Genomic DNA, 13037 nt, shown 5'->3' on the forward strand with positions numbered 1-13037 from the left:
GTGCGGCCTCCGGGGAACGATGACCGGTGATGACCGACGAACGCACCACTGCCGACGACGCGGGCTCCGCGGACACCACGAACGAGGGCACGACCTTCGAGGGCACCACCTTCGAGGACCTGGGCCTGCGCCCCGAACTGCTGAAGGCGCTCGGTGCCCTCGGCTACGAGGAGCCGACCCCCATCCAGCGCGAGGCCGTCCCGCCGCTGGCGGAGGGCCGGGACCTGCTGGGCCAGGCGGCCACGGGTACCGGTAAGACCGCCGCCTTCTCGCTGCCCGTGCTCCAGCGGATGCCGGCCCACCGCACCGACCGGGACCCGGTCGCGCTGGTGCTGCTGCCCACGCGGGAGCTCGCCGTCCAGGTGTCGGAGGCGCTGCACCGCTACGGCCGTGACCTGGGCGCCCGCGTGCTACCCGTCTACGGCGGGGCACCGATCGTGCGGCAGCTGCGCTCGCTGGAGTCGGGCGTCGACGTCGTCGTCGCGACCCCCGGCCGCGCCCTCGACCTGCTCAACCGCGGCGCGCTGCACCTCGGCGAGATCGCGACCGTCGTGCTGGACGAGGCCGACGAGATGCTCGACATGGGCTTCGCCGAGGACCTCGAGGCGATCCTCGACGCGACCCCGGAGGAGCGGCAGACGGTGCTCTTCTCGGCCACGATGCCCCGCCGCCTGGACGCGCTGGCGCGCCGCCACCTCACCGACCCGGTGCGGATCACCATCGCCCGGGAGCGGGCGGCGCCCGGTACGGCGCCCCGCATCCGGCAGACCGCCTACGTCGTCCCCCGCGGTGCCAAGCCGGCCGCGCTGGGCCGGATCCTGGACGTCGAGGCGCCGACGGCGGCGATCGTCTTCTGCCGCACCCGCGAGGAGGTCGACTCCCTCACCGAGACCCTGAACGGCCGCGGGTACCGGGCCGAGGCCCTGCACGGCGGGATGAGCCAGGAGCAGCGCGACCGGGTGATGGGCCGGCTGCGCGGGGGGACCGCGGAGCTGCTGGTGGCCACCGACGTCGCGGCGCGCGGGCTGGACGTCGAGCAGCTCACCCACGTCGTCAACTACGACGTCCCGTCGGCGCCGGAGTCCTACGTGCACCGCATCGGCCGGGTCGGCCGGGCCGGCCGCGAGGGGGTGGCGATCACGCTCGCCGAGCCCCGGGAGCACCGGATGCTCAAGACCATCGAGCGGGTCGCGGGCGCGCCGATCGCCGTCGAGAAGGTGCCCACGGTCGCCGACCTGCGGGCCCGCCGGCTCGACCTCACCCGGGGCGCGCTGCGGGAGAGCCTGCTCACCGACGACCTGGACCGCTTCCGGGTGGTCGTCGAGACCCTCACCGACGAGTTCGACCTCATGGAGGTGGCGCTCGCGGCGGTGAAGCTCGCGCACGAGGCGGCCGGGCCGGTGGACGACGACGAGGAGATCCCCCAGGTCTCCTTCCGCCCGGAGCGGGACGGCGGGCGCGCGGGGGGCGGCCGGGACGGCGGGCGCCGGGACGAGCGCGGCGGCCGTCCGGCCGGGCGCTCCGGCGGCGCTCCGGGCGCGCGCCTGTTCGTGGGGGTGGGCCGGGACGCCGGCATCCGGCCGGGCGACCTGGTCGGCGCCATCACCGGGGAGACCGGGCTGACCGGGCGCGACGTCGGGTCGATCGAGATCCACCAGCGGTTCGCCCTGGTGGAGGTGCCCGAGTCCGCGGCCGACGAGGTCGTGCAGGCGCTGCGCGCCACGATGATCAAGGGGCGCAAGGCGCAGGTGCGGCGCGACCGCGGCCGCTGACCCACCGGCGGGCTAGGCCCCGGCCGGATCCTGGGGCACGGTGGGCGGCACCCGGACCGGTCCGGCCTCGGCCGGCCGGGGGCGGTCCTGGGGGTGCAGCCGGACCGCGACCAGCGCGACGTCGTCCTCGGGCCGGCCGTGCACCAGCCGGTCGAGCAGTTCGTCCAGCAGGTGCTGCAGCGGCAGGTCGGCCAGCTCGACCACCGCCTCGCGCAGCCGCTGGATCCCCTCGTCGAGGTCGGAGTCGCGGCGCTCGACGAGCCCGTCGGTGTAGAGCAGGACCGTCGAGCCGCGCTCGAGCGTGGCCACCGTCTCCCGCCGCTGGGTGCTGGGGTCGACACCGAGCAGCAGGTCGCCGGTCCACTCGCCGAGCTCCGCCACCTTGCCGTCCGGGGTGAGGACCAGCGGCGGCAGGTGCCCGGCGTTCGCCCAGCGCATCCTGGTGACGCCCTGGCCCAACTCCTCGGGGGTTTGCTCGAACCGGGCCACGGCCGCGGTGGCCAGCGTCGGGATCTGCAGCGTCGTCATCGAGGCGTCGAGCCCGCGCAGGACCTCGCCGGGGCCGGCGTCGCTGTAGGTGGCGACCCCGCGCAGCAGCCCGCGCAGCTGCCCCATGGCGGCCGCGGCCTCGGTGTCGTGCCCGACGACGTCGCCGATGACCAGCATCGTCGAGCCACCTGGCTGCAGAAAGGCGTCGTACCAGTCCCCGCCGACCCGGGCGGCCTCCGCGGCGGGGAGGTAGCGCACCGCGATCTCGGCGTGGTCGGGCTCGGGGGGCTCGGTGAGCAGGCTGCGCTGCAGCCCCTCGGCGAGTTGCTGCTGGGCGGTGTACAGCCGGCCGTTGTCCAGGGCCAGACCGGCGCGGTCGGCGGCCTCCTGGGCGGTGGCCAGGTTCTCCGCCTGGGTCGGGGTCGCACGGGTGTAGTAGACGGTGAGCAGGCCCAGCGTGCGGTTGCGCCCGCGCATGGGCAGGACGACGGCCTCGCGGGGGCCGAGCCGGGCCAGCAGGTCCCTGGCCTCGCCCGGGGCCATGAGCTCCAGCACCGCGGCCCCGTCGCTGCGCTGCTGCTCACCGGTGCGCAGCGCGATCGCGGCCGGCGAGTCCGGCGGCATCGAGTCCATCCGCACGCTCCGGTACCGCTCCAGCACCGGGCACATCGCGGGGTCGGCGTGCCAGCCGCCGACGTCCCGCGGCCGGCCGTCCTCGTCCACGATCGTGACGATGCAGAAGTCGGCGAGCGCCGGCACGACCAGCTGGGGCAGGTGCGCCATCGCTGCCTGCTGGTCCAGGGCGCCGGCCAGGTCGGCGCTGACGCGTGCCAACAGCGCCAGTCGCTGGGCCGACCGCTCCGCCTGCTCCTGCATCCGGCGGCGCTCGGTGACCTCGAGGAAGTACACCGAGAGCCCGTCGGGGCTCGGCCAGGCGCGCAGCTCGTACCAGCCGTCCAGCGGGGCCGGGTAGTAGGCGTCGAACGACACCGGCTCGCCGGTGCGGACCGCCTGGTCGAAGCCGTCCTCGAAGACGCTGTTGAGCGCGTCCGGGAAGGCCTCCCACAGCACGCGGCCGAGCAGCTCGTCGCGGGTCACCTGCAGCAGCCGCTCGGCCTCGGCGTTCACGTGGGTGAACCGCCAGTCGCGGTCGAGGCTGTAGAAGCCGGCGGGCATCGCCTCGAGCACCCGGGTGACCAGGGTGGCCGCCTCCCGCTCGCCGGTGATGTCGAAGGCGGCGCCGAGCAGGCGGACGGCGGAGCCGTGGCGGTCGGGCAGCGCCCGGCCGCGGGCGTGCACCCACCGGGTCTCGCCGTCGGGTCGGACCACGCGGTAGGTCGCGTCGAAGTCGCCGCACTCGTCGATGGCGTTCTGCAGCGCCTCCCCGACCGGCTCCAGGTCGTCCGGGTGCAGCCGCGCGTTGAACGCCTCGATCGTCTGGTCGAAGCCCTCGGCGTCGTAGCCGAACAGCGTGATGAGCTGCTCGTCCCAGATCAGCTGCCCGGTCGCCAGGTCCCAGTCGAACGTGCCGACCTCGCCGGCCTCGGTCGCCAGCTCCCAGCGCACCCGGTCGTTCTCGGACCGCCGCAGCAGCGCCGAGAGCTCGAGCTCGGTCATCACCGAGCCGGCCAGCTCGCGGAGCGTGTCGATCTCCGACGCGGCCCACGGCCGCGGCTCGGGGTCGAAGACGCAGAGCGCGCCGACGACGGCACCCGAGGCGTCGGTGAGCGCGATGCCCAGGTAGGAACCGACGGCGCCGGCCCGGACGGGCGGGAGGTCGCGGACGCGCTCGTCCGACCGGGCGTCGGGAACGACGAGCGCCTCCCCCGCGGGCAGCGCGGCGGTCACCGTGCAGAGGGATTCCTCGAGCGGTCCGGTGGTGCCCACGGCGGCGGCGCCGGTGCCGGCGGCGACGTGCTGGATGTCCACCAGCAGAGAGACCTGGCTCCCGCTGGTGCCCAGGAGCCGGGCGGCGAGCGCCGCGAGGCGGTCCAGGCCGGTGAGGTCCCCGTACGGGAGGACGGCGCGGGCAGCCGCCACCCGGGCGGGATCCTGCCGCAGCTGGGCCGCCGACCAGGCGCCGAGGGTCGCTGCCGCGCCGACCGTGCGGTCCGATCCGTCCACCGAAGCCCTTCTGCCCCGGCGGTCGCCGGATCCGTGACACCGGGCGCCGCACTGTTCGGGCGCACCGGATCACCGCAGTTATGTCACGACTAGCCGGTTGCGTGCAACCAACTGCTCGGTATGGGCGGGAGAGATGGGCCTCACCGGGCGGGCACGACCAGGGTCAACGCCGTGCCGCCGTCATGTTCCACGTGCAACCCCGCCCGCCTCAGCAGTCCCCTGAGTCGCACGACGTCGTCCGGCTCGGCCGTCGTGCTGGCGAGCAACCGGGCCACCCGGCCCTTGTGCGCCTTGTTGAAGTGGCTCACCACCGCGCGGGTGCCGTCGGGCCGTTCGCTCAGCACGGTGACCGTGACCGCGCCGGGCGCGGGGGCCAGCGCCGCGTAGGAACCGCTGCGCAGATCGACGACGAGCCCCTCGACGCCGTCGAGCACCGGCCCGAGCGCCGGCCGCCACAGGGCGCGCAGGGTGGGCCGACCGGGCAGCGTGGAGCCCGCCGACAGGCGGTAGGCCGGGATCCGGTCCCCGCCGGCGACCAGGCCGAACAGCGCCGACCCCACCGCCAGCCGGCGGTCGGCGCGGGCCCGTTGCGCCCGGGAGAGGGAGCCGATGTCCAGGGCGTCGTAGAGGACGCCCGTGTAGCGCTGCAGGGCCGGGAGCGTGCTGGCGGAGAAGAGGGCCGCGTTGCGGGCGATCTCCTCGTCCTGCTTCGGGGAGAGCCCGAGCGCCGCCCGGGAGGCCGGGACGTCGCCGGCGAGCTCCACCAGCGCCTCGGTGAGCTGGGTCCGCACCGGGGTGAGCTGCGGCGCGGTGAGCGCGGCGAGGTCGAGCGGAGGGCCGTCACCGCCGGGGGCCTTGGTCTCCGACGGGGGCAGCAGGACGAGCACGAGGCGCCAGCCTAAGCGCCCGTCAGCTCAGGTCGACCACCACCGGGGCGTGGTCGCTCGCGCCCTTCCCCTTGCGCTCCTCGCGGTCGATGAACGCCCCACCGACCCGCGCGGCCAGCGCCGGGGACCCCAGGACGAAGTCGATGCGCATGCCCTCGCGCCGGGGGAAGCGCAGCTGCGTGTAGTCCCAGTAGGTGTAGACCCCCGGGCCGGGGGCGTGCGGGCGGACCACGTCGGCGTACCCGGCGTCGACCACCGCCTGGAAGGCCGCCCGCTCCGGGGCGGAGACGTGCGTCGACTGGCTGAACACCGACATGTCCCAGACGTCGTCGTCCTGCGGGGCGATGTTCCAGTCGCCGACGAGGGCGACCTGTGCGGCGGGGTCCTCGGCCAGCCAGCCCGCCGCCGTGTCCCGCAGGGCGGCCAGCCACTCCAGCTTGTAGGTGTAGTGCGGGTCGGCCAGCGTGCGCCCGTTGGGCACGTAGAGGCTCCACACCCGGACGCCGGCGCAGGTGGCGGCCAGCGCCCGCGCCTCGCAGGTGGTCTCCTCGCCCCAGCACGGCTGACCGGGGAAGCCGACGGTGACGTCCTCCAGCCCCACGCGGGACAGGATCGACACCCCGTTCCACTGCGAGTAGCCGACGTGCGCGACCTCGTAGCCGAGCGCCGTGAACCGGTCCAGCGGGAACTGGTCGTCCCGGCACTTGGTCTCCTGCATGGCCAGGACGTCGACGTCGTGCCGCTCCAGGGAGGCCGCGACGCGGTCGGCGCGGGTGCGGATCGAGTTCACGTTCCAGGTGGCCAGGCGCACGACCCGGAGCTTACGGAGAGCCACCGACGGAGCGGCCCGGCCGCCCCGGGTGCCGGTGTCGCCGGATCGGGCGGACCTGCCCGGAGGGCCGGCCGCGGGCGTCCCGACCTGGCCGAACGGTGGGAGCATGGCCGCGTGAGCTGGGCTGGCGCGGAGGGCGTGGGATGACCGTCGGGACGACACCTCCCGCCCCGCAGCGTGGAGCGCGGGCGTCGGGGGCCGTTCCGCGGCGCGGGTTCGGCGCCGCCCTCGGCTGGACCGTCCTCGGCGCGCTGGTGCCCGGCGTCGCGCTGCTCGCCGCCGGCCGCCGACGGCTCGGCGCGGTCGTCCTCACCGTCTTCCTCCTCCTGGCCGCCGCCGCCGGGTGGCTGGCCACCGGGGGGCAGCGGTTCGCCGCCCGCACCCTCGTCGACACCGACGTCCTGCTCTGGACCACCATCGGCATCGGCGTGCTGGCCGCGCTGTGGATCGCCGTCGTCGTGGCCGGCTACCGGATGCTCGTGCCGGCCGGCACGTCGCGCGGGCGGCGCGTCGCCGGCGGGTTGGTCGTGGCGGTGCTCGTCGTGGCGATCGTCGTCCCGGCCGTCTTCGTGGGGCGCCTGGCGACGACGTCGCGGGACCTCATCGCCGGTGTGTTCGACGACGACCGGAGGTCGGCCACCGTCGACGAGGAGCCGGACGACGGCACCGCCGAGCTCTTCGGTGGGCGCGAGCGGGTGAACGTGCTGCTGCTGGGGGGCGACGGCGGGGAGGGGCGTGAGGGCGTTCGCACCGACACGGTCATCGTGGCCAGTACCGACACCGCCACCGGCGAGACCCTCCTGTTCAGCCTGCCCCGCAACCTCCAGGACCTGCCGTTCCCCGAGGACAGCCCGCTGGCCGAGCTCTACCCCGAGGGCTTCGACGCCGGCAGCGAGAGCGAGAGCCTCCTCAACGCCGTCTACCGCAACGGCCCGGCCTGGTACCCCGACGCCCTCGGCCCCACCGACGACCCGGGCGCCGACTTCCTGAAGCTGGGCGTCGGGGAGGCCCTCGGCCTGCGGATCGACTACTTCGTGCTGGTCAACCTCGAGGGGTTCAGCCGGCTGGTCGACGCGCTCGGTGGGATCACGGTCAACGTGAACTACTACGTGCCCATCAACGGCGACCCGGGCACCGGCGAGCTGCCCGACGACTACATCGAGCCAGGGCCGGACCGCCGCATGGACGGGTACACCGCGCTGCAGTTCGCCCGGGGCCGGTTCGGGTTGAGCGACTACGACCGCATGGCGCGGCAGCGCTGCACCATCTCCGCGATCGTCGACGCCGCCGACCCGGTGACGCTCCTGCAGCGCTACCAGCAGCTGGCCGCGACCACCGAGGACATCGTCAGCACCGACATCCCGCGCTCGCGGCTCGACGACTTCGTCGACCTGGCCTTCCTCGTGAAGGACGCCGAGATCCGCAGCGTCGTGTTCGACCCCTCGGTGATCGATCCCGCGTATCCGGACTACGACCGGATCCGGCAGCTCGTGCAGGAGGCGATCGACCCGCCGCCGGCGCCTGCGCCTGCGCCGCCGGGGGACGGGGCGCCGGGGGCGGAAGCCCCTGGACCGCCGGAGGCCCCCGAGCCGGAGGACGACCCGGTCATCGACGTCGCCGACGCCTGCGCCTACGACCCGGCCCGTGCGGCCGAGGCGCGCGCGGAGGGCGAGCCGCCGACCAAGTGAGCACCCGGGCGGATGCCGGACGGCCCAGGGCGGTGCCGCTCAGCCCAGGGCGATGTCCCGCCGGCGGAAGCCGGTGAAACCGGCCGCCAGGAGGACGCCGGCGACACCGGCCAGCCCGACGAGTGGCGCGAGTCGCCACTCCTCGAGCGGCAGCGTCGGGATCCAGGCGATCGGCGACAGGTCGCTCACCCAGCCCGGCCAGTCGAACGACTCGGCGAACATGGTGATCACGAGGAAGAGCCCGACCGCGGCCCACGCCACGGCCGCGGCCAGGCGGGGCAGCAGCCCGAAGAGCGCGACGGCGACGCCGGCGACGACCCAGATGGCCGGGACGTAGGAGACCGCAGCGCCCACCATCCGGCCGAGCGCCGCCGCGTCCCCCGTCTGCGCCACCCGCACCAGCCCGGTGGTCACCCCCGCGGCGGTCATCGCCAGCGCCGAGCCCAGCAGCGCGACCAGCACGTGGCTGCCCAGCCAGGCCGGGCGGCTGGTCGCCGTGGCGAGCAGCACCTCGGCCCGGTCGTCCGACTCCTCGGTGCGGGCCCGGAGGACTGCCGACACCGCGTAGGCCGAGGCCAGCAGTGCCGTGACGGCGAACGTTGTGCCGAGGTAGGCGTCGACGAGCCGGCCGAGGTCGGGGTCGCCGAAGACGGCCAGTGCCTGCTCGTTCCCCGCGATCAGCGTCTCGACCGACTCCGCCAGGGCGCCGTAGACCACGCCGAGCAGGCCGAGCCCGACCGTCCAGGCGATGAGCGCACCGCGGTGCAGCCGGAGCGCCAGCCCGAGCGGGGAGAGGAGTGCCCGCCGCGCGGTGGGTCGGCCGGGCCGGGGCTGCACGAGCCCGGAGCCGAGGTCCCGGCGGTCGAGCAGGGCGAAGCCGGCGACGACGAGGACGGCGGCGACGACGAGGCACAGTGCCAGGGGGGCGGGGGCGTCGTCGGTGAACGGGTGCGTGGCCTGCGCCCAGCCGATCGGCGAGGTCCACACCACCCAGTTGCCCTCGATGTCGCCGATGGCGCGCAGCACGAACGCGACGGCGAACAGCCCACCGACCAGGCCGTAGACGCCGCGGGTGGAACCGGTGGCCTGGGCGGCGACCGCGGTGATCCCGGTGAAGACCAGCCCGCACGCGCCCACCGACGCGCCGAGCACGAACGAGCCGACCGCCGGCAGCCCCGAGGCCGTCGTGGCCGCGCCGATGGTCAGCGCCAGCACGACGCACGCCAGCGAGGAGAGCAGCACGGCGGCCAGCAGCGGCGCGTGCCGGCCGACGCGCGCCGACCGGAGCAGCTCGGTGCGGCCGGCCTCCTCGTCGGCGCGGGTGTGCCGGGTGACGGTGAACATCGCCATCAGCGCGGCGATCAGCATCAGCGTCGCGGAGATCTCGAACGCGACCGCGCCGGCGACGGTGTCCAGCCCGACCGGGGGGCCGGCCAGCGCGATGGTCGCCGCGTTGCTGCCGACCGAGGCCTGGTACGCGGCCAGGTCGGCGGGGGTGTCGTAGAGGGCCTGGCTGGAGACGGACTGCGTGAGCACCATGAAGGTGCCGGCGGCGATCCAGATCGGCAGCCGCAGCCGGTCCCGGCGCAGGGCGAAGCGGAACAGGGCGCCGGTGCCGGCGAGCGTGCTCGATGCGTTGCTCACGACCGCCCCGCCTCCTGGGGAACGGGCACGCCGTCGGCGGCGAGCTCGTCGCCGTAGTGCCGGAGGAACAGCTCCTCGAGGGTGGGCGGGGTGCTCGTCAGGCCGCGCACGCCCAGGGGGGCGAGGTGGCGCAGCACCCCGTCGAGCGCGTCGGTGTCGACGTCGAAGTGCACCCGGCCGTCCTCGTGCCGCAGGTCGTGCACCCCGGGCAGGGAGCTCAGCCCGTCGGCGGGACGCTCGGTCTCCACCGCCATGGACATCCGGGTGAGGTGGCGCAGCTCGGCCAGCGTGCCGCTCTGCACGGTCCGGCCGAGCCGGATGATGCTCACCCGGTCGCAGAGGGCCTCGGCCTCGGCGAGGATGTGGCTGGACAGGAGCACCGTCCGGCCCTCGGCGCGCAGTTCGCGGATGCACTCCTGGAACACGGCCTCCATGAGCGGGTCCAGGCCCGAGGTCGGCTCGTCCAGGATGAACAGCTCCGCGTCGGAGGCGAGCGCCGCGACGAGGGCGACCTTCTGCCGGTTGCCCTTCGAGTAGGTGCGCGCCTTCTTCCGAGGGTCGAGGTCGAAGCGCTCCAGCAACTCCGTGCGGCGCCGCGGATCGAGGCCGCCGCGCAGTGCGCCGATGAGGTCGATCGCCTCGCCACCGCTGATGGTCGGCCACAGCGTCACGTCCCCCGGGACGTAGGCGAGTCGGCGGTGCAGCGCGACGGCGTCGCGCCACGGATCACCGCCCAGCAGCTCGGTCCGGCCCGCGTCGGGGCGGAGCAGGCCCAGCAGCACGCGGATGGTCGTGGACTTCCCGGACCCGTTCGGGCCGAGGAAGCCGTGCACCTCGCCGGAGGCGACCTCGAGGTCGAGGCCGTCGAGGGCGCGGGTGGCGCCGAAGGTCTTCACCAGGCCGGAGACGGAGATGGCTGTGGTCACGGCGGCAGAACCTACACTCATTTCGCAAAGTTGTGAAGTTCATTGCGTGCCCGACGGGTCCGGTACCGTGAGGGAGTGACCAGCGTGGATGCGACGGACGAGGAGCGGGCCACCCTGCTCCGCTTCGTCGAGCGGTTCGCCCTGGTCCTGCGGGAGTCGGGCATGCCGCCGATGCCGGCCCGGGTCTTCGCCTACGCCCTCGCCGACGACGCCGACCGCTACACCGCCGCCGAGCTGGCCGAGGGGCTGCAGGTCAGCCCGGCCGCGATCAGTGGCGCGGTCCGCCAGCTGGTGCAGGTCGGGTTCCTCGTCCGCGAACGGGAGCCGGGGACGCGCAGCGACCTCTACGTCCTCGACGACGAAAACCTGTGGACGCGGTTCGCCGGGGCGGAGCTGGCGGCGTTGCAGCGGTTCGAGGACGTCGTCGCGGGGGGCATCGAGCTGATCGGCGTCGACCGCCCGGGCGGGCGCCGGCTGGCCGAGACCCGGGAGTTCCTCGCCTTCCTGCACGAGGTGCTCGCCGAGGCGGTCGCCCGCTGGCCCGCGGAGCGGGTCCGTCGCGTCGTACCCGGCCGCTCCGGCTGACCCGGGGCGCGGGCACCCGCCCGCTGCGCGCCGAGGGGCGCCGCAGGCCGCCGAGCGCCGCCACGGAGAATGGCCGGGTGCCCGCTCCCTCCGTCCGGCCCGTTGCCACCGTCGACGCGGCGCTGCGCGCCGAGCTGCTCGCCTGCTGGACCGACGTCACCAACGCCGGCGGCGCCGTCGGGTTCGTGCCGCCGGTGACGCAGGACGACGTCGTCCCGCTGCTCGACAAGCTCCTGGAGGGCGTCCACTCCGGCCGGGACGTGCTCGCCCTGCTCGAGGTGGACGGCGAGACGGCGGGCTTCGCCAGCGTCGTCGGGTCGCTGAGCCCGCTGCGCCGCCACTGGGGGACGGTGCTGCGGGTGCAGGTGCACCCCTCGCGCCAGGGCCAGGGTCTCGGTCGGGTGCTCATGGACGGGGTGCACCGGATCGCCCGGGACCGGGGCTGGGAATTCCTGCACCTGACCGTTCGCGGGGGCACCGGCGTGGACGGGTTCTACCGGGGGCTCGGCTACCAGGAGGTCGGGCGGCTGCCCGGCGCGATCCGGGTCGCACCGGGCGACGACCGCGACGAGATCGTCATGGCCTGTCCGCTCTGAGCGCCGGGCGGACGGTTCGAGCCGCCGCCCGTCGCCCTCGCGTCAGACCCCTCGCGTCAGACCTCTTGCGTCAGACCTGGACCGGGACCTCGCCCTTGGCCGCCATGCGGGCCCGCATCCGCTCGCGGCTCTCCACGAACTTCGTCGCTTGGGCGTCGAGGCCGGCGAGGAACTCGGCCAGCTGCTCGCGGGCCTGCTCGCCCTCGGGGCCGAGGTCGCTGCGCTCGAAGACCTTCCAGGTGCGCAGGATCGGGCTGACCACCTCGTCGTGGTGCAGCCGCAGGTCGTAGATGCCGGCCTTGGCGATGATCGTGGAGTTCTTCCGGAAGTTGGCCATGTTCGCGCCGGGCATCTCAAAGGTCATGACCTCCTTGGCGACGGCCTTCATCATCTCGTCGGGGTCGATGTCGAACGCCGCCGTCACCAGGTTGCGGTAGAAGATCATGTGCAGGTTCTCGTCGGTTGCGATGCGGGCCAGCAGCTTGTCCGCGATCGGGTCACCGGTGGCCTTGCCGGTGTTGCGGTGCGACACCCGGGTGGCGAGCTCCTGGAATGAGACGTAGGCGACGGCCTCGAGCGGGGTCTTGTCTCCGGAGTCGTAGCCGGTGGTCATGTAGTCCATCCGGGCCCGCTCCAGCTCCACCGGGTCGACGCCGCGGGTGACGACCAGGTAGTCGCGCAGCGCGACACCGTGCCGCCCCTCCTCCGCGGTCCAGCGGCCCACCCACTGCCCCCAGGCGCCGTCCCGGCCGAAGCGGGTGGCGATCTCGCGGTGGTAGCTGGGCAGGTTGTCCTCGGTCAGCAGGTTCACGAACATCGCGGCCTTGGCAGTCGCGTCCAGCCGGGACTGCTCGGGGGACCAGTCCTCGCCGCCGAGGAAGGCGAAGTTGCGCCCCTCGTCCCAGGGCACGTAGTCGTGCGGATGCCATTCCTTGGCCATCCTGATGTGCCGGTCGAGGTTCTCCGCGACCACCGGTTCGAGCTCGGTGAGCACGGCTGCCTGCGGGGATGTCTGGGGCATGGGGACCTCCGGGTCGGCTCGACCTGCGTCGTCGCAACCTACGCCGACGTGGCTCCGGTCGTGCTCGTACGGGTTCCCCCGACGGCCTGTCGCTACCCCTCGATCGGGCATCCGGGAGGAAGCGCCCGCCCGGCCCCGCCGTCCGACCCGAACGGGCCGGCTGCCGTCTCCGGTCGGCGCGCGGGCCGGTTTGGCAGGGTGGGGGCATGACCGACCCGTCCCCCGGCGCTCCCGTCTCACGCAACGCCCGCCGCGAACGCCTGATCGGACTGCTCGTCCTGGGGGTCGCCTTCGTGCTCCTGGTGTCCTCGCCGACCTGGTTCGCCGCCGAGCAGGCGGGCGTGGGCATCGGCCAGCTGGCCGTGGCGGTGGTGCTCGCGGTCGTCGGCGGTCTCCTCGTCCGTCGCGCCACCCGGGGCTGAGTGCTCGAACCGTCGCGCGACGGCCGTTCCGCGCCGCCGGGCCTCCTCGGC

The 13037-nt window shown here is 74.6% G+C and carries 11 protein-coding genes; 5 read left to right on the forward strand and 6 right to left on the reverse strand.

All coding sequences use genetic code 11. From position 1 onward, the window contains the following. The first annotated feature begins 29 nt into the window (after positions 1-29). Positions 30-1772 carry a DEAD/DEAH box helicase gene (locus ACI79Q_RS10850; RefSeq protein ID WP_456590172.1) on the forward strand — a complete coding sequence of 581 codons (1743 nt, stop codon included), beginning with the start codon at positions 30-32 and terminating at the stop codon, positions 1770-1772. Positions 1773-1784: 12 nt separating this feature from the next. On the opposite strand, the gene ACI79Q_RS10855 is transcribed toward ACI79Q_RS10850, so the two are convergent. From ACI79Q_RS10855 to ACI79Q_RS10865, 3 genes are all read right to left on the reverse strand, one after another. Continuing rightward, a complete protein-coding gene (locus tag ACI79Q_RS10855) occupies positions 1785-4385 on the reverse strand; it encodes a SpoIIE family protein phosphatase (protein WP_456600040.1) in 2601 nt (866 codons plus the stop codon). A gap of 140 nt (positions 4386-4525) precedes the next feature. Further along, positions 4526-5272, reverse strand: coding sequence for a peroxide stress protein YaaA (gene yaaA / locus ACI79Q_RS10860; RefSeq protein WP_456590174.1), 747 nt, complete (start codon positions 5270-5272; stop codon positions 4526-4528). Positions 5273-5294: 22 nt separating this feature from the next. Beyond that, positions 5295-6083, reverse strand: a complete 789-nt coding sequence (locus ACI79Q_RS10865; protein WP_456614677.1) for an exodeoxyribonuclease III — start codon at positions 6081-6083, stop codon at positions 5295-5297. A gap of 164 nt (positions 6084-6247) precedes the next feature. Between ACI79Q_RS10865 and ACI79Q_RS10870 the strand changes: the two genes are divergently transcribed. Further along, positions 6248-7792, forward strand: coding sequence for an LCP family protein (locus tag ACI79Q_RS10870; protein WP_456590176.1), 1545 nt, complete (start codon positions 6248-6250; stop codon positions 7790-7792). Between the two features lie 39 nt (positions 7793-7831). On the opposite strand, the gene ACI79Q_RS10875 is transcribed toward ACI79Q_RS10870, so the two are convergent. Further along, the gene (locus ACI79Q_RS10875; RefSeq protein ID WP_456600039.1) at positions 7832-9436 is read right to left on the reverse strand and encodes an ABC transporter permease; all 1605 of its coding nucleotides are present in this window, start codon (positions 9434-9436) and stop codon (positions 7832-7834) included. Continuing rightward, entirely contained in the window at positions 9433-10362 is a 930-nt protein-coding gene (locus tag ACI79Q_RS10880) for an ABC transporter ATP-binding protein (RefSeq protein WP_456590178.1), read from the reverse strand. Before ACI79Q_RS10880 ends, ACI79Q_RS10875 begins: the two co-directional genes overlap by 4 nt. A 75-nt stretch (positions 10363-10437) precedes the next feature. On the opposite strand from ACI79Q_RS10880, the gene ACI79Q_RS10885 reads away from it, so the two are divergent. Then, positions 10438-10947, forward strand: coding sequence for a GbsR/MarR family transcriptional regulator (locus tag ACI79Q_RS10885; RefSeq protein ID WP_456590179.1), 510 nt, complete (start codon positions 10438-10440; stop codon positions 10945-10947). Between the two features lie 77 nt (positions 10948-11024). Further along, complete coding sequence (locus tag ACI79Q_RS10890) at positions 11025-11543, forward strand: N-acetyltransferase family protein (RefSeq protein WP_456590180.1); 519 nt, start codon at positions 11025-11027, stop codon at positions 11541-11543. Between the two features lie 70 nt (positions 11544-11613). Here ACI79Q_RS10890 and ACI79Q_RS10895 read toward each other — a convergent pair whose 3' ends face one another. Beyond that, positions 11614-12564 carry an acyl-ACP desaturase gene (locus ACI79Q_RS10895; RefSeq protein WP_456590181.1) on the reverse strand — a complete coding sequence of 317 codons (951 nt, stop codon included), beginning with the start codon at positions 12562-12564 and terminating at the stop codon, positions 11614-11616. A 206-nt stretch (positions 12565-12770) separates the two neighbouring features. On the opposite strand from ACI79Q_RS10895, the gene ACI79Q_RS10900 reads away from it, so the two are divergent. After that, positions 12771-12986: a hypothetical protein gene (locus ACI79Q_RS10900; RefSeq protein ID WP_456590182.1), complete on the forward strand. Its 216-nt coding sequence runs from the start codon at positions 12771-12773 to the stop codon at positions 12984-12986. Positions 12987-13037 lie beyond the last annotated feature (51 nt).

Source organism: Blastococcus sp. SYSU DS0828, from assembly GCF_054050975.1.

Bases quoted from the DNA above. Each gene is read 5' to 3' on its own strand.
- ACI79Q_RS10850 (WP_456590172.1), top strand. From the start codon at position 30: ATGACCGACGAACGCACCACTGCCGACGACGCGGGCTCCGCGGACACC.
- ACI79Q_RS10870 (WP_456590176.1), top strand. From the start codon at position 6,248: ATGACCGTCGGGACGACACCTCCCGCCCCGCAGCGTGGAGCGCGGGCG.
- ACI79Q_RS10900 (WP_456590182.1), top strand. From the start codon at position 12,771: ATGACCGACCCGTCCCCCGGCGCTCCCGTCTCACGCAACGCCCGCCGC.
- ACI79Q_RS10895 (WP_456590181.1), bottom strand. From the start codon at position 12,564: ATGCCCCAGACATCCCCGCAGGCAGCCGTGCTCACCGAGCTCGAACCG.